Raw genomic sequence first — 16,972 nt, 5'->3', positions numbered from 1 at the left:
TGGCACGAGGCGGCGGCGGCCCGCCGCGGACAGGCGTCCACGGCGCAGGATCGGAATATCCAAGTGTGGGGCCTGATCGCCCGCAAGTCTGTCCTGAAAGTTTCGTGAAAGTGTGAGGATTTGTACGCGAATGTCGGAGTGTGTCGCGCCGGCCGGGCGATCAAATCGTCGAAACGTCCGGGCGGGCAGCATTCGGGATGCGTCAGCGGCCAGCCCGCCGATACGCGTGGAGCCCTCGTTTCAGCGCGACACTTCGACGCGGCCTCTCACGGGGTCATCGCATGTCCGGGACACGCCAGGGTCCGATCGCGGTGCGCGGATCACGCTGCGCTTGCGTTTGCGCGCGCCGTCACGATCGCGGCGGATCGTCAGACATCGTTTCATCGGGAAACGCCTATAGGCGCAATTCGGATTTATTGCGGATTATCACTTGCGTTTCACGGCAGTCTATCTAGACTGGTCAAACCAAAACGGTCGAATGTGTCATTTTCTTCAGGAGACGATCCAATGCGCCTCACTATTCGGATTAATGGCAGCGAGTCGGCAACCCGTCACTCCTTCGCGGTGCTCTGGGTCGATACCGACGAGGGGCTGTGGTCGCGCGAGGCTCACCAGGGGATCGATCTTCCGAGCTGGGGCAAGGTTCGGGACGTGGAAGGCGCAATGGCCCTCTGCGCGGCCGACAGCGGGAAGGCCGTGTGCCAGTTGAAGGGGCTGTCGTTCAGCGCGACGCAGCGCGAACAAGGTCCCGCGGTGCTCGCCGGCGAGCACCCCGACGGTGCATGGCGTCTGCAAGCGGTCGATCGTTCCACTGCGGAGCCGGAATACCATGAATTTATTTCCGTCGCGCGATAGGTATTTTTGAGGGCAATCCTCTGCGGTTTTCGGGTTTATTCCAGTTTCCGCGATATTCATTTCGATATTCACCAATAAGGCGCCTCTCTTCAAGGCGCCTTTTTATTTTCCGGCCCCTGAATTAATCGGGGCCGGGTTAATCGAACCGCGGCGACGGTAACGATCCGCCCCCTCCAATCCGGCTCCGTTGCGCCAGCACGTCAGGCGGCGCCGCCATTTCGCCCCGCCCCCACCTTTTCCCGACCGTGCCCGGGCGGAAACGCCAATCTTTTACGGGGCCGAAACACACTTTCCCCACATGATGTTTACTCATTTATTACAATCGCATTATTCCGACTGACTTGCCGCCGTCCGGCGGCCCGACCCGGCCCTTGCATGAGCGTGAAAAAGAAGACCCACCCCGCCGATCCATACGCCGCCGCGACCAAGCATCCGATGCTCGCGTCACGCCTGCCGATGTGGCGCTCGAAGCTGGTCGTGATCATGGTGTCCCTCGGTTTCGCCGCGCTGATCGGACGCGCCTTCTGGGTGCAGGTCGCGAACCAGGATTTCTACGTCGGGCAAGGCCAGAAGCGCTACCAGCGCACGATCGAGCTCGATGCGATGCGCGGGCGCATCGTCGACCGCAACGGCGCGATGCTCGCGGTCAGCCTGTCAACCTATGAAATCTGGGCAAATCCGAAACAGGTCGCCGAAATCGACTATCCGCAGATCGCGAAGCTGCTCGACATGCCGCTCGTGGAAGTGAAGCGCCGCCTGCGCAACGACCGGACGTTCGTGCTGCTCAAGCGGCAGATCGACGCCGACACCGCGAGCCGGCTCGACAAGCTCGAGATCGACGGCATCACGCAGATCGCCGACTCGAAGCGTTTCTATCCGGAGGGAGAATCGGCCGCGCACGTGGTCGGCTTCACCAACGTCGAGGACAAGGGCCAGGAAGGCGTCGAGCTCGCGGCGAACGGGCGGCTGTCGGGCACCGCCGGGCAGCGCGAGGTGATCCGCGATCGACTGGGCCGCATCGTGTCCGACACGCGTCCGCTCGTGCCCGCGCAGCACGGCGCGACGATCGAACTGACGATCGACCGGCGGATCCAGCAGCTCGCGTTCAGCCAGCTCAAGGCCGCGGTGCTCGAGAACAACGCGGTAGCCGGCAGCGTAGTCGTGCTCGACGCGCAGAACGGGGAAATCCTCGCGCTCGCGAACTACCCGACCTTCGACCCGAACGACCGCGCCCGGCTGACGGGCCAGCAGCTGCGCAACCGCGCGGTGATCGACACGTTCGAGCCGGGTTCGACGATCAAGCCGCTCGTCGTCGCGCTGTCGATCGACGAGCGCAAGGTCACACCGAACACGATCATCAACACGTCGCCCGGCACCTACAAGATCGGCCCGGCCGTGATCCACGACACGTCGAACCACGGCTCGCTGACCGTCTCGCAAGCGCTGCAGAAGTCGAGCAACGTCGCGCTCGCGAAGCTGGCGCTGAACCTGCCCGCCGAAACGATCTGGAACAAGTACCAGGAATACGGGATCGGCCGCGCGCCGGAGCTGACGTTCCCGGGCGTCGCGTCGGGCCGCCTGCGCGGCTACAAGCGCTGGCGGCCGATCGAGCAGGCGACGATGGCGTACGGCTACGGGCTGTCGATGTCGCTGCTGCAGATCGCGCAGACCTACACCGCCTACGCGGGCGACGGCACGCTGCACCCGGTGTCGCTGCTGAAGAACGGCTCCGACCCGCAGACGATCAATGCCCATCGCGGCCACCGCGTGACGTCGCCGCAAACCGCGGCGGCGATCCGCGCGATGCTCGAGTCGGCCGTCGGCGAAGGCGGCACCGGGCGCCGCGCGCGGGTCGACGGCTACCGGATCGGCGGCAAGACGGGCACGGCGCGCAAGCAGGTCGGCGCGACCTATGCGAAGGGCAAATACCGCGCATTGTTCGCGGGGATGGCGCCGATGAGCAACCCGCGCCTGATCGTCGCGGTGATGATCGACGAGCCGCGCGGCAAGGGCTATTACGGCGGCACGGTGGCCGGCCCGGTGTTCTCGTCGGTCACGAGCGGCTCGCTGCAGTTGCTCGGCGTGCCGCCCGACGCACCGGTCGAGCCGACGCCGAATGCGCCGGTCAAGGCCGCACCGCAGAAGACCGTCGCGGCGCCGAAGGCCGCGGCGCAACCGAAGACGGCGGCCGAGCAGAAGGCATCGGCCCCCGTGAAAACGGCCGCGCAATCCGGCGCGGCCGTACAGGCGAAGGCGGCGGCAGGCTGAAGCCGCCGGGGCGCGCTCGGCACCGCACGCGGCGAACAGGTCAATCGTTCGCGGTGTCGAATGCCCGGCACGCCCGCTTTCCGCTGGCCGACACGCCCCTCTATCCGCGCGAATCCGGCCGCACGACCGTCAGTGCGCGTGCGCGGCCGCCACCGGCTTCACCATCCTGCCGAGTACGTGCTCGGTCATTCCACGCGCGAGTTCGCTCTCGCCCATGAACACGGTGCCGACGCCCTCGCTCGAGAGCAACGCGGCCTCGTCGCTGCTATTCGTGCAAAGCACGACCTCCAGCGTCGGATTCAGCGTGCGCGAGATCTCGACGATCTGCCGCACGTCGAATACGTCCGGCAGCGTGACGACCAGCATCCCGGCGCGCGCGATGTGCGCCTGGACGAGCACGATCGGCTCGATCGCATCGCCCGACACGGCAGCGACACCGTCCGCGCGCAGCTTCTCGACGAGCTCGCGATTCTGCTCGACGACGACATACGCGATTCCGCGCTCGTCCAGCGCATGCGCGATCCGCGTGCCGACCTTGCCGTAGCCGACGATCACGACCTGCCCGGTCAGATGCGTCTGCGGCGTCGACATCGGCAGCGCGGCGAGCGGATCGTCGCGTGCCTCGAGCTTGCGCGCGAACGCCGAATGCTTGCGGATCCACGCAAGCGCCGGATCGATCATCGCGAACAGCAGCGTGTTCATTGCGATCGAGATCAGCGCGACCGCGAGGATCAGGCTCTGCCCTTCGGCCGACAGCAGCCCGAGCGCACGACCGAGCCCCGCGAGAATGAACGAGAATTCGCCGATCTGCGCGAGGCCCGCGCCGACCGTCAGCGCGGTGTTCAGCGGATAGCGGAACGCGATCACGAGCGCGACCGCCGCGAGCGTCTTGCCGACCAGCACGATCGCCGCGACCTCGATCACGTGCAGCGGCTCGGTGAGCAGCACCGTCGGGTCGAACAGCATCCCGACCGAAATGAAGAACAGCACCGAGAATGCGTCGCGCAGCGGCAGCGTCTCGTCGGCCGCGCGCCGGCTGAACTCCGACTCGCGCATCATCATCCCGGCGAAGAACGCGCCGAGCGCGAACGACACGTCGAACAGCTTCGCCGCGCCGAACGCAATGCCGACCGCCGCGGCAATCATGCACAGCGTGAACAGCTCGCGCGAACCGGTGCGCGCGACGAGCCACAGGATGCGCGGAAACACGCGCTTGCCGACCACGAGCATCAGCGCGATGAACGCGGCCACTTTCAGCATCGTGACGCCGAGCGTGCCCCATACGCTGCCGCCGGCCGCGTGCGCGTCGCCGGGCGGCGTGCCGCCGAGCAGCCCCGCGACGGGCGGCAGCAGCACGAGCACGAGCACCATCACGAGATCCTCGACGACGAGCCAGCCGACCGCGATGCGCCCGTTCACCGTCTCGACGAGCCCGCGCCCCTCGAGCGCCCGCAGCAGCACGACCGTGCTCGCGACCGACAGCGCGAGCCCGAACACGAGCGCCGCGCCGAGGCTCCAGCCCCATGTGAGCGCGAGCCCGCCGCCGAGCAACGTCGCGACGGTGATCTGGACGACGGCCCCCGGCAGCGCGATCTTGCGCACCGCGAGCAGGTCGCCGAGCGAGAAATGCAGGCCGACGCCGAACATCAGCAGCATCACACCGACTTCCGCGAGCTGCTGCGCGAGCGACAGGTCGCCGACAAAACCGGGCGTGCCGGGGCCGATCACGATCCCGGCAAGCAGATAGCCGACGAGCGGCGGCATTTTCAGCAGTGACGCGAGGTAACCGAAGATCATCGCGAGACCGAAACCGGCCGCGAGCAACGCAATCAGGCTGACGTCATGAGGCATCCCCCCTCCCGAGTTCTTGTAACTATTTAGTAAGGTTCAAGAATGGAAGGATAAGGGATGAGATGGAAAAATGGCGGGCCACCGCGAAAAATTCACGCGATGGCCCGCCATTGCGGGGTACTACCCCGGGCAGTCGGAACGCGCCTCACGAGCCGGCCGGCAGCGCGAGTCGGATCGATCGGGCGGGGCCCGGCGGCGGCTCCGGCCGCGTCGACGGCGTGCTCTTGCGCACCTTCGCGACCTGCGCGGCCGTGATCGCCGCGCCCGTATTGCCCCAGCTCGTGCGCACGAAGTTCGACACGTCCGCGACTTCCTGGTCCGACAGGCGCCAGCCGAACGGCGGCATCGTGAAGGTCGACGGCGCGGTGTGCGTACCCTGCAGCGCGCTGCCTTCCAGCACGACGTGGATGAGCGACGTCGGGTCCTCGCTTTGCACGACCGGGTTGCCCGCAAGCGCCGGGAACACGCGCGTGTAGCCGTGGCCGTCGCTGCGGTGGCACGCCATGCAGTTGTCGCGATAGACGGCGGCGCCCGGCTTGCTCGCGTCGCCGGTCTGCAGTGCCTTCGCCGCGGCCGCGTCGTAGACGTGCGGCTGCTCGCCCTGCACGCGCGGCGGCAGCGTCTTCAGGTAGCGCGCGATCGCGGTCAGGTCGTCGTCGGTCATGTGCTGCATGCTGTGGCCGACCACGTCCGTCATCCCGCCGAACGCGGCCGTGCGCAGCGTGCGGCCGGTCTTCAGGAACTGCACGATCTCAGTTTCGCTCCACGTGCCGAGCCCGGTGCGCGCCTCGCCGCGCAGGCTCGTCGGCACCCAGCCGTCGATCGCCGCGCCGCCGGCCAGGAAGTCGAGGCCGCCCGCATCGGTCAGCGCGCGCTCCTGCATCGTCACCGCGCGCGGCGTGTGGCACGCGCCGCAATGGCCGAGACCCTGCACGAGATACGCGCCGCGCGCGACCACCGGATCGGTGTACGACGCCGCATCGAACGGCTTCGGCGCCGGCGCGAACATCTTGCGCCAGAACGTCAGCGGCCAGCGCATCGACAGCGGCCACACGATGTCGACCGCGCGGTTCTCGCGTTCGACCGGCGCGACGCCGTGCATGAAGTACGTATACAGCGCCTTCACGTCGTCGTCGCTCAGGCGCGCGTAGGACGGATACGGCATCGCCGGATACATCGTGTCGCCGTTCTTGCGGACGCCCTCGCGCACCGCGCGGGTGAAGTCGTCGAGCGTCCAGCCGCCGAGGCCCGTCTTCGGGTCCGGCGTGATGTTGGTCGAATAGATCGCACCGATCGGCGTGTCGAACTTCAGCCCGCCCGCGAACGGCTTGCCGCCGCTCGCGGTGTGGCACGCGATGCAATCGCCCGCGCGGGCGAGGTATTCGCCACGCTTGACGAGGTTCGCGTCGGCCGACTGTGCCGCTGGCGCCGCCGATTGCGCGAAGGCCGCGCCGCCCGCGAGACCGAACGCCGCCCATGCCGTGCCCATCGCCAGTGCGCGCCGCAGCGGGGAAATTCGGCGCGCGGCGTTGTGGTGGTTCACTGTCCTCTTCATGCGGTCACCAGCGGGGCGGGATTTTTCAGGTATTGCTCGCGGATCGCGCGTGCCGACCAGTAGGCCAGCGCCGCGATGATCCCGGTCGGGTTGTAGCCGATGCCCTGCGGCAACGCCGACGCACCCATCACGAACACGTTGTGCACGTCCCAGCACTGCAGGTAGCGGTTCAGCACGCTCGTCTTCGGATCGGTGCCCATGATCGCGCCGCCGACCAGGTGCGTCGTCTGGTACGCGCGCGAATCGAAGTGCTTGCCGAACTCGCGCGTCGACACGCCGATCGCCTTCGGCCCCATCGCCTCCGCGATCTTCTTCATCTGCCCGGTCACGTACTGCGCCATCTTGATGTCGTTGTCCTTCCAGTCGAAGGTCATCCGCAAGAGCGGCTGGCCGTACGAATCGCGATAGGTCGGATCGAGGTCGAGGTAGACATCTCGGTACGACATGTTCGTGCCGTGCGCGTCCATCGAGATCGTATGCGCGTAGTTGTCCTTCACGGCCTTCTTCCACGCGGCGCCCCATTGCGGCGTGCCCGGCGGTGTCGCGATGCCGCTGATCGGCTTCACACCGGCCTGGTTCACCCACAGCGGCGAACCGCCGACGAAGCCGAGCGGGCCATGGTCGAAGTTGTCCGCGTTGAAGTCGTCCACCGCGACGCCGTTGCCGCCCGCGCCGATGAACGGGTTCGTGAAGGTGTCCTTGTCGAAGAACGCCTTGATCGTCGACAGGTTCTGGTACGCGAAATTGCGGCCCACGACGCCTTCGCCCGAGATCGGGTCGTACGGCTTGCCGATGCCCGAGAGCAACAGCAGGTGCACGTTGTGATACTGGAACGCCGCGACGATCACGAGATCGGCCGGCTGGTGCACTTCACGGCCTGCCGGGTCGATGTAGGTGACGCCCGTCGCGCGCTTCTTCGTGTCGTCGAGGTCCACGCGCAGCACGTGGCACTTCGAGCGCAACTCGAAGTTCGGCACCTGCTTCAGCGCCGGCAGGATGTTCAGGTTCGGCGACGCCTTCGAGTACATGTAGCACGCATAGCCGCTGCAGTAGCCGCAGAAGTTGCACGGCCCCATCTGCACGCCGTACGGGTTCGTGTACGGACCCGACGTGTTCGCCGACGGCAGCCGGTACGGATGCAGCCCGAGCGACTTCGCCGCATCGAAGAAGCGTTGCGCCGAATACGTGTTGAGCTGCGCGGGCAGCGGGAAGTTGTCGCTGCGGTTCGCCTCGAACACGTTGCCGTCGCCGACCACCTTGCCGCCGACCTTGTATGCCTGCCCCGACGTGCCGAACACCTTCTCGGCGAAGTCGAAATACGGCTCGAGCTCGTCGTAGCTGACGCCCGTGTCCTGGATCGTCATCCCTTCCGGGATGAACTTCTTGCCGTAGCGCTCTTCGTAGTGGCTGCGCAGGCGCAGCTCTTCCGGCGTGATCCGGAAATGGACGCCCGACCAGTGCAGCCCCGCGCCGCCAACGCCCTCGCCCGGCAGGAACGCGGCGAGCTGCCGGTAAGGCAGCGCGGTGTCCTGCACGCCGTGGCGGATCGACACGGTCGTTTTTGACAGGTCGAGGAACAGCTTCTTGCGGACGTTGTAGGTCAGCTCGTCGATCGTGTTCGGATACGCGCCGTCCGGATAAGTGTCGCGATACTCGCCGCGCTCCAGCGCGACAACGTTCAGGCCCGCTTCGGTGAGTTCCTTCGCGAGAATCGCGCCGGTCCAGCCGAAACCGACGATCACCGCATCGACGTGCGGCTTCTTTTCCGCTGCCATCAGGTGCGCTCCCCATTGATCGAGACCGGGCCGTACGGGTACGGCTTGCCGTTCTGGTTGACGAAATCCATGAAGTCGGCGCGCGCGCCCGGAAAACCGATCATCTTCCACGCGGCCATGTCGTGATTGCCGCCATGCACCGGATCGCAGAAGTAGCCTTCGCGCGTGTTCTGCAGCAACTGGCCGAAGAACACGACGGACGGCACGTCGTCGATCTGCGCGCCGCCTTTCTCCAGTGCGCCGAGCACGGTATCGCGAGTCGGCGCGTCGAGATCGGTGAACACCTTGCCGTGGGCCTTTTCGCAGTAGCGGTTGACGGCCGCAATGCCGAGCCGGTAGATGTCGCGCGGCACGAGCTTGAGCTGGTAGCCGAGTTCGGGCACGCCCTGCTGGAACGGCCCCTGCATGTACCACGTCGCGCCGTGCGCGTACGGGGTTTCCATCTGGCGATCGATGAATTCGGGCACGCCGGATTCGAGCGCGCCGGGGCCTTCGGCGTCGGCCGGGATCAGGCGATCGACGGCGGCCTGGACGAACGCCCACTCCTTCGCATCGAAAAAGGTCGGCTTGTACGGCGCGCGTTCGACACTGGCCGATGCGGTGGACGCATTGCCGGCCGTGGTCGCGGACGACGACGAGCGCAGGTCGCAACCGGCGGCCGACGCGATCGGCACGAGCGCGACCGACGTGCGCAGGAAACGGCGACGCGAATTGGGTTTGTCGGGTGGCGTGGACATGGTCGGATGGTGATCGTTGGGGAACGTGGTTCGGGGCGCGCATTCCGCATGCGGCATGCCCGGCACGGCAGCCATGCCGCGCGCGGCTGGCCGTCCTGTTCTTGCGGTGTTGCGAACAACCTCGATGCGGGCGCGCCGCGCGTTGCGCGGTGGCGCCGTCATGCAGCCGTGCAGCGCGCCGGTTGTCGGCGCGCTGCATGGAGTCGACCTCTTCGTGGGTCTCATCGTCGGACAAATACCGGCTTACCGCCCGCATCTGCCCTGCATCGCCATGGCCCTATCCAACTTAGACGCCGCGCTGGCCGGCGGCAAGCGCATCGTGCACGACCCTCATTCCGGGCCCGGCGACAAACGTCGCGAATTATAAATGGAACCGGTTCCATTTCCAAAGGGTTCAATGCAATTCATTACATCGAAAATCGCAATAATGGGGAAATCGTTTTCCGGATTGCGCAAGAGCCGTGGTGCGGTCGCGTCGTCACTTACCCCGCCGGCGCGATGCGCGCGCGGGCTTCGCCCACTCCTCCCTGTCTGCGCGTTCCATCTCGACGCCGCGACGAGCGTCAGGGCTCCCGTCGCTGCACACGGCCTGCCGCGCCGGGCGCGACGCTCACCACGGCCACAGCATCGACGCGATCGACAACGAGAGCGCCACGCACAGCGGCGAGTAACACACGCTGTCCATCCGCGCGAAACGCGACCCGCGAACCCGCTTGAAGAAGCCGACGTAGCGGAAATCGCCGACCGCGCGCACCGCGAAGATCAATGCGAGCGCAACGATCGCGAACGCGATCGCGCCGGGATACAGGTTCGGCCACAGCCAGCCCGCGCGCGACGCCACCACGCATGCGCCGGCCAGCAATGCCGTCGCGACGGCGAGCGTGCCGAGCATGGTCGGCCGCAGCAGCGGTACCCCGTCCTGTTCGGGAATGGCCGCGCGCTTGCCGAGCCGTCCGCCGAACGCCCAGTAGACGTGAACGAGTGCGATCGCACAAAGCGTCGGCACGCTGAAATACGCGCCGGTCATCTCGGTAAGGTTCCTTGTCTCATCGTGTCGTCGTGTCGTGATCCGGCCGGAACGGCTCCGGCCGCGCGCGGCCCCGTTCCGCGCAACACGAGACGATACCCAAACCACGTGCCGCATGCATTGCGACGTCCGGTCGCAATGCGCCGTGCCGCGTGCTGCGGTGCAGTGCGCGCGCGCCGTCTCACCGGCCGCCGCTTGACTTCCCTCCGGGCACCACTACCCTTTTATTCCAGTACGGCACTCGAACCGTGCATGCGCGACCGTCGCACACGTGCCGTTCGCCGGCACGCACGATCGGACGATCGCCGCACACTCGGGCACGACGACAACGATGAATACCCATGGAGACGACTCATGCTGATCGGTGTGCCGAAGGAGATCAAGAACCACGAATACCGCGTCGGCCTCACGCCGGCCGGTGCACGCGAACTCACGCGGCATGGCCACGGCGTGCTCGTGCAGCGCGGCGCGGGCACCGCGATCGGCCTGCTCGACGACGACTACACGGCCGCCGGCGCGGCATTGTGCGACGACGCGCGCGACGTCTTCGCGCGCGCCGACATGATCATCAAGGTCAAGGAGCCACAGGCGGCCGAGTGCGCGATGCTGCGGCGCGGACAGATTCTTTATACGTATCTGCATCTCGCGCCCGATCCCGAGCAGGCGGCCGCGCTGGTGAAGTCCGGTGCGGTGTGCATCGCGTACGAGACCGTGACGGGCCCCGGCGGCGGACTGCCGCTGCTCGCGCCGATGAGCGAGGTCGCGGGACGCATGTCGATCCAGGTGGCGGCGACGCACCTCGAAAGCCCGCGCGGCGGCCGCGGCGTGCTGATGGCCGGCGTGCCCGGCGTGCCGGCCGCGCACGTCGTGGTGCTCGGTGCGGGCGTGGTGGGCACCGGTGCGCTGCAGATGGCGGTCGGCCTCGGCGCACGCGTCACCGTGCTCGACACGAACGTGGACCGGCTGCGCCAGCTCGACCTGGTCTTCGCGAACCGGATCGCGACCGTCTGCTCGAACGCGCACACGATCGACGAAGCCGTGCGCGACGCCGACGTCGTGATCGGCGCGGTGCTCGTGCCGGGCGCGTCGGCGCCGCGGCTCGTCACGCGCGACATGATCGCGACGATGCGCACGGGGGCGGTTGTCGTCGACGTCGCAATCGACCAGGGCGGCTGTTTCGAGACATCGCATGCAACGACCCATGCGCAGCCGACTTTCGTCGTCGACGGCGTCGTGCACTACTGCGTCGCGAACATGCCCGGCGCGGTCGCGCGCACGTCGACGTTCGCGTTGAACAACGCGACGCTCGGCCATGCGCTCGCGCTCGCCGACAAGGGTTGGAAACGCGCGATGGCAGACGATCCGCATCTGCGCGCGGGCCTGAACGTATGCGACGGCCGCATCACGTACGAGGCCGTCGCGCTGGCGCTCGGCCTGCCGTACGTCCCGGCGGAAGACGTGCTGGCCTGACTTCGGCGCGCGCCGTCACGCACCCTTCGGGCGGCCGCGCTTCGACGCGCCGCTCGCGCGCATCGTGCGCGCCAGCAGCGGCCGCAGTTGCGCGAGCGTGCGCGTGTTGAGCACGTCCTGCCGCGTGAGCCAACCACGCCGCGCCTGGCCGATACCGTATCCGAGGTTGTCCAGATCGTTCGCGCACAGTGCGTCCGAGCCGATCGCCACGGCGACGCCGGTTTTCGCGGCCTCGCGGCACCAGACGTCCGGCAGATCGAGCCGCCGCGGATCGCCGTCGAGTTCGACGAAGCAGTGGCGCGCGGCGGCCGCGGCGAGCACGCGCGGCACGTCGAGTTCGCATGCGTCGCGTTCGCCGAGCAGCCGGCCGGTCGGATGCGCGAGGATCGTGAAATACGGTTGATCCATCGCACGCAGGATCCGCGCGGTCTGCGCGTCGCCCGACAGGTCAAAGCCGTCGCGCACCGCGCCGACGACGAGGTCGAGGCGGCCAAGCACGTCGTCGGGCACGTCGAGGCTGCCGTCCTCGCGAATGCCGGCCTCGACGCCCTTCAACAGCACGAAGTCGTCGAATGACGCGTTGAGGCGATCGATCTCGTCGATCTGCCGCACGAGCCAGTCGCCATCGGCGCGGTGACCTTTCGTATCCGGTGCGCGATCGGTGACGGCCAGATAAGCGAGTCCGCGGGCCCTGGCCGCATCCGCCATCGCGCGCAGGCTGTCGCGCCCGGCCGACGCCGCGGTATGCGCGTGCAGATCGCCATGAACGTGCCTACGCTCGACCAGCGCCGGCAGCGTGCCCGCGCGCGCCGCGTCGATCTCGCCGCGGTCCTCGCGCAACTCGGGCGGCACCCAGTGAAGACCGATCGCCTCGTAGACGGATGCCTCCGTCGCGCCCGCGATTCGTTCGTCGCCGCGGAATACGCCGTATTCGTTGATCTTCAGCCCGCCGGCCTGCGCGATCCTTCGCAGTGCGATGTTGTGCGCCTTCGATCCCGTGAAATAGACGAGCGCCGCGCCGAACGCGTCGGCCTCGACGACGCGCAGGTCCACCTGCAGCCCGTTGCCGAGCATGACGCTCGAACGCGTCTTGCCGTTCGCGAGCACGCGCGCGACTTCACCATAGCCGACGAACGCATCGGCCACCGTGGCCGGATCGCGGGCCGTCACGAGGATGTCGAGATCGCCGACCGTCTCGCGGCTGCGGCGAAAGCTGCCGGCCGGCACCGCTTCGCCGACGCCGGCCACCTTGCGCAGACGCTCGAGCAACGGCATCAGCGATTGCGCGGCATCCGGCAGCAGGAAGCGTTGCGGCTCGCGCTTCAGGCGATCGTCGATCGCGTCGAGCAGATGGGCTTCGGTCTTCGCGCCGAAACCCGGCAGCGCACGGATGTGCCCACTCTTCGCTTCGGCGCGCAGCTGTTCGAGCGAGTCGACGTGCAGTGCGTCATGCAGCGCCTTGACGCGTTTCGCGCCGAGCCCCGGCACGTCGAGCAGTTCGACGATCGCGCCCGGCAGCGCATGGCGCAGCGTTTGCTGCAGTTCGCAGGTGCCGGTCGACGCGATCTCGCGCAGCTTCGCCGCGAGATCGGCACCGATCGATGGAATCCGGCCGAGATCGCCGCCGCTCGCGATGATCGCGGGAATGTCCCGCCCGTAGTCGGCAATCGTGCGGGCCGCGTTGCGATAAGCGCGCACCCTGAATGGATTGGCGCCCTGGATCTCGAGCATGTCGGCGATTTCGGCGAAGACGGCCGCACACTCGGCATTGTGGATCGGCATGGTCGGCGTGGCTCCCTTCCACGTGGATGGCGCCGTGCGCCGGCGCGCCGGCGTCTGCCCGCCCGGCGCCGCATGTCGACGACGGCGGGCGCCCGTTGGTCATCCTGCACCGATTGCCCGTGTCATGTCGCGCGGGACATGCGGCTTGCGCGGCGCCTGCGCCGATACCTCAGAGCGATGCGCGCGGTGTCGTCGCGTAGCGGCGCTCGTACAGGGACTGGCAATGCGTGCAACGCTCGGCAGTCGGGCGTGCGAGCAGCCGCTCGTAGCCGACCGGCGCATTGCAATCGATGCATTCGCCGTAGCTGCCGTCGCGCATGTGCTGCTGCGCGCGCCTGATCGCACGCAACTCGGCCAGCTTCATCCCGATCAGCGCGTGATCCATGTCGACGAAAAGATCGGCGTTCGCCTCGTCGCCCTCGTCCGGCGCCGCGCCGGCAAGCTCCGCGTAGGACTCCGACGCGCGCTGATCCTCGCTCGTGCGGATATCCGCCCGCAACGCCTGCTCGCTCTCGGTCAGTCGCTGCTGCAGCGTTCGCCGTTGTTCTTGATCGAGCGCCATCGCCGTCTCTCCTTTTCCGGGTTCCGCGCAACGAGCATACGGCGCGCGGTTGTCGCGCCGGTGCGCGGCGGGCCGGAACGCCCCGGCTCGCCGCGCCCGGATGCACGCCCGGCCGCACGAAGCGCCGGACGCCTTCGACGCAGCATAAACCCAATGCACACGCATGTGTTGACCGGCGTCAGCGCCCACCTCGTGCGCGCGAAAACGGGGGACCGACGCGATAATCCCGCATGCCCGCATTCGTCTGACGCAGCCGCCGTTGAGGTCGATCAATCCCCTGTAAAAAGTTGCGACATAGATTGAAAACATGCGCGGCGAATCCGCTGCTTTGAGGGAGAACGTCATGTTGTTCGGCGTCGTCATCTGGGTGGCCCTTGCGGCCCTGTTCCCGACGATGGTCGTGCCGACGATCCAGCACGCCATCCAGCCGTCGAGCGCGCAAGCCGCGCCCGACGCCAGCCCCGCCGCCACGCCCGCTGCGTTGCCGGCGGCCGCTCAGCCGCCGTCGGACGGTTGACACGCGGTTTCAGGTGCGCCGTTGCGGGGCGCATCGCATCGACGACGAAAACGCCGCGCAGAATACTTCGCAATCCTCTTCGTCAGAAGGCATTGCGCCCGACGAAGCCACGCACGACCGTCATCAGGATGATCTTCATGTCGAACCAGAAGCTCCAGTTCTGCATGTAGAACAGATCGAACTTCACGCGCGCGGCCATCGCCTCGACCTTGCGCGTCTCGCCGCGATAGCCGTTTACCTGCGCCCATCCCGTGATCCCCGGCCGTATGCGATAGCGATACATGTAGCAGTCGACCAGTTGCCGGTAGAAGTCGTCGTGTTCGATCGCATGCGGACGCGGACCGACCACCGACATCTGGCCGAACAACACGTTGAAGAACTGCGGCAGCTCGTCGAGCGACGTGCGCCGCAGAAACGCACCGACAGGCGTGATGCGCGCATCGTTGCGCGAGGCCTGCCGCACGACACCGGGCTGTGCGCGATGCACGCGCATCGTCCTGAACTTGAGGATGTGAAACTCGCGGCCGTCGGCACCCTTGCGGCGCTGTCTGAACAAGACGGGCCCCGGCGACGACAGCTTCACCGCGATCGCCAGCACCGCAAGCAGCGGCAGCAGCGGGATCAGCACGGCGACCGCGAACAGCCGGTCGAACGCGAACTTCGCCCACAGTTCCGGCGCGGAACGCGGCGTAGTCGCGAGGTTGATTGCCGGCATGCCGAGTACATCGGTCGCAGATCGCTCGACGACCGCCATCTGCCGCACGTCCGGCAACAGTCTCAACTCGACGAACTCGTCGCGCAGTTCGCGCACGATGCGCTGAATGCGCGACTCATGCGACATCGGCAGCGTGAGCCACACTTCGTCGATCTCGCCGCCGCGGATCATGCGCCGAAGCGCGACCCAGTCGCCGATCACCGGCACGCCGCCGATCCCGGCGGTGGCTGCAGCGGCCGGCGCGTCGTCGTCGAACACGCAGGCCGCCGCAAATGGGCCGGTCGGCTCGAGCTGCATGCGCTCGATCGCCACCCGTCCGTAAGCGGTCGCGCCGACGATTGCGACCCGCCGCTGCCGTGTGCGCGGATCGCCGCGCTTCATCGCCAGCGCGCCCAGTGCCAGCCTGCCGAGCAGCAGTGCCGCGTCGCCGGACAGCACCGTCCGCGCAATCCAGCGCGTCGTGACTGTGCCGCCGCGGTTCATGATCCACATCGTACCGGCCACCGTCAGCGTGCCCGCGCACACGACGGCCACCACCGTGCGCGTCAGCACGGTTCCGCTGTCATGCGACGACGACGCCCCGCGCGACACGCGCACACTGCGCGGCAACAACGCGACCGTCAGCGCACACAGCAATGCAATCGCGCCGCGCTGCGCATCCGACAGATCGCGCCACGCGAGCCCCATCGCAACCTGCGCGGCGAGCGCGCCTGCCAGCACGAGCGCGACATCGGCCGCAGCGATCGCGGCGCGCCGCATCGTATTCGTTCCACCCGCCGTCGCGTGCATCGTCACGCACCATGCACCGGAAATCCGCCGTGCACGTCGTGCATGCGCGGTCGCACCGGCATCGATCGCGCGCCGTTCCGCGTGCCGAGCAGCCGGCGATAGTCCGCACGAATCAGCTCGTAGCATTCGCACGCCTGGCGCTCGAGGCCGTCGCGGTCGAGCACCGTGATGCGGCCGCGACGCTGACGGATCAGTCCGGCTTCCTGCAGGTGGCCGGCTGCTTCCGTCACGCCTTCGCGACGCACGCCGAGCATGTTCGCGATCGTCTGCTGCGTGACGGCCAGTTCGTCGCCGTCGATCCGGTCATGCGCGAGCAGCAGCCAGCGGCTCAACTGCTCGCTGACCGAGTGATGCCGGTTGCACAACGCGCTGCGCGAGATCTGCGCCATCGTCGCCTGGCAGTAGTTCAGCAGCAGCCGATACGTCGCCGGGGAACGCTCGAATTCCGAGCGCATCACGCAGGTCGGCACGCGATAGGCCATGCCGCCGATACGGACTTCGACGCGGTTCGATATCGCGGTACCGCCGACGAGCGTCGCCAGACCGACCACGCCTTCGCGGCCGACCACGGCGACCTCGACCATCGCACCGTCCTCCATCAGGTGCTGCACCGACATCATGGCGGTCGTCGGGAAATGCAGGTGGCGCATCGGTTCCCCGACACGGTCGAGCATGCCGGCCTTGATTCTGACCAGTTCGAGGTGCGGTGCGATGGCACGGATGCTGTCCTCCGGGAGGGCATCGAGGATGGCGTTCGCCGAGTAGCTCGAGTGAAGATGAAGCATGTCTGTATCCCATTTTGTCGTCCGCGCCGCATGCAGCCGCGTCAGCGGAACTCGTTATCGCGATGCGCGTCCCGACGGCGACGCGGGTTGCGGCCCACAACCCTCCTTCCAATCGACCGTCAGCTTCACGCCGCCGGATCGAATCGGCAGTCCCGTTTCGATGCGCCCATCTCAATAAGCGATTTACGTGCCAATACCCGCCTCATCCTTAATATATAAATGACCCGCGATTTTGCACCCCCGAATTGCCGACTGAAAACTGCAAAAAGCGTCTCATTTTCGGA

The 16,972-nt window shown here is 67.4% G+C and carries 14 protein-coding genes; 5 read left to right on the top strand and 9 right to left on the bottom strand.

What is annotated here, in order from left to right; genetic code table 11:
• Positions 1-507 precede the first annotated feature (507 nt).
• Both HWX22_RS01225 and HWX22_RS01220 read left to right on the top strand, forming a co-directional pair.
• A complete protein-coding gene (locus HWX22_RS01225; protein ID WP_059525188.1) occupies positions 508-855 on the top strand; it encodes a DUF3564 family protein in 348 nt (115 codons plus the stop codon).
• Positions 856-1,230: 375 nt separating this feature from the next.
• Positions 1,231-3,123 carry a penicillin-binding protein 2 gene (locus HWX22_RS01220; protein WP_175914886.1) on the top strand — a complete coding sequence of 631 codons (1,893 nt, stop codon included), beginning with the start codon at positions 1,231-1,233 and terminating at the stop codon, positions 3,121-3,123.
• A 129-nt stretch (positions 3,124-3,252) separates the two neighbouring features.
• On the opposite strand, the gene HWX22_RS01215 is transcribed toward HWX22_RS01220, so the two are convergent.
• The 4 genes from HWX22_RS01215 to HWX22_RS01200 form a co-directional block, all read right to left on the bottom strand.
• Positions 3,253-4,974, bottom strand: coding sequence for a cation:proton antiporter (locus HWX22_RS01215; RefSeq protein WP_059525184.1), 1,722 nt, complete (start codon positions 4,972-4,974; stop codon positions 3,253-3,255).
• A gap of 145 nt (positions 4,975-5,119) precedes the next feature.
• A complete protein-coding gene (locus HWX22_RS01210; protein WP_175914885.1) occupies positions 5,120-6,529 on the bottom strand; it encodes a cytochrome c in 1,410 nt (469 codons plus the stop codon).
• Positions 6,526-8,304, bottom strand: coding sequence for a GMC family oxidoreductase (locus HWX22_RS01205; protein ID WP_175914884.1), 1,779 nt, complete (start codon positions 8,302-8,304; stop codon positions 6,526-6,528). Before HWX22_RS01205 ends, HWX22_RS01210 begins: the two co-directional genes overlap by 4 nt.
• Positions 8,304-9,041, bottom strand: coding sequence for a gluconate 2-dehydrogenase subunit 3 family protein (locus HWX22_RS01200; RefSeq protein WP_175914883.1), 738 nt, complete (start codon positions 9,039-9,041; stop codon positions 8,304-8,306). The genes HWX22_RS01205 and HWX22_RS01200 overlap by 1 nt, the downstream gene beginning before the upstream one ends.
• Positions 9,042-9,096: 55 nt before the next feature.
• Between HWX22_RS01200 and HWX22_RS01195 the strand changes: the two genes are divergently transcribed.
• Complete coding sequence (locus tag HWX22_RS01195) at positions 9,097-9,408, top strand: hypothetical protein (protein WP_244135174.1); 312 nt, start codon at positions 9,097-9,099, stop codon at positions 9,406-9,408.
• Positions 9,409-9,651: 243 nt separating this feature from the next.
• On the opposite strand, the gene HWX22_RS01190 is transcribed toward HWX22_RS01195, so the two are convergent.
• Positions 9,652-10,068 (bottom strand): DUF3995 domain-containing protein, encoded by a 417-nt coding sequence (locus HWX22_RS01190; protein ID WP_175907152.1) that lies wholly within the window; start codon positions 10,066-10,068, stop codon positions 9,652-9,654.
• A gap of 354 nt (positions 10,069-10,422) precedes the next feature.
• Between HWX22_RS01190 and ald the strand changes: the two genes are divergently transcribed.
• Positions 10,423-11,538, top strand: a complete 1,116-nt coding sequence (gene ald / locus HWX22_RS01185) for an alanine dehydrogenase (RefSeq protein ID WP_175914882.1) — start codon at positions 10,423-10,425, stop codon at positions 11,536-11,538.
• A 15-nt stretch (positions 11,539-11,553) separates the two neighbouring features.
• Here the strand turns inward: ald and polX are convergent, their stop codons facing one another.
• Entirely contained in the window at positions 11,554-13,320 is a 1,767-nt protein-coding gene (gene polX, locus HWX22_RS01180; RefSeq protein WP_175914881.1) for a DNA polymerase/3'-5' exonuclease PolX, read from the bottom strand.
• Between the two features lie 169 nt (positions 13,321-13,489).
• Entirely contained in the window at positions 13,490-13,882 is a 393-nt protein-coding gene (locus HWX22_RS32340; protein WP_175914952.1) for a TraR/DksA C4-type zinc finger protein, read from the bottom strand.
• Positions 13,883-14,225: 343 nt separating this feature from the next.
• Between HWX22_RS32340 and HWX22_RS01170 the strand changes: the two genes are divergently transcribed.
• Positions 14,226-14,399, top strand: coding sequence for a hypothetical protein (locus HWX22_RS01170; RefSeq protein WP_175907158.1), 174 nt, complete (start codon positions 14,226-14,228; stop codon positions 14,397-14,399).
• An 82-nt stretch (positions 14,400-14,481) separates the two neighbouring features.
• Here the strand turns inward: HWX22_RS01170 and HWX22_RS01165 are convergent, their stop codons facing one another.
• Both HWX22_RS01165 and HWX22_RS01160 read right to left on the bottom strand, forming a co-directional pair.
• Entirely contained in the window at positions 14,482-15,873 is a 1,392-nt protein-coding gene (locus HWX22_RS01165; RefSeq protein WP_175914880.1) for an undecaprenyl-phosphate glucose phosphotransferase, read from the bottom strand.
• Positions 15,874-15,905: 32 nt separating this feature from the next.
• Complete coding sequence (locus tag HWX22_RS01160; protein WP_059818969.1) at positions 15,906-16,688, bottom strand: Crp/Fnr family transcriptional regulator; 783 nt, start codon at positions 16,686-16,688, stop codon at positions 15,906-15,908.
• Between the last annotated feature and the right edge of the window lie 284 nt (positions 16,689-16,972).

This window comes from Burkholderia sp. BCC1638 (assembly GCF_902833195.1).
GTDB lineage: Bacteria > Pseudomonadota > Gammaproteobacteria > Burkholderiales > Burkholderiaceae > Burkholderia > Burkholderia diffusa.
Note: the sequence above shows the minus strand (reverse complement) of the source record. Positions and strands in the feature narration are given on the sequence as shown.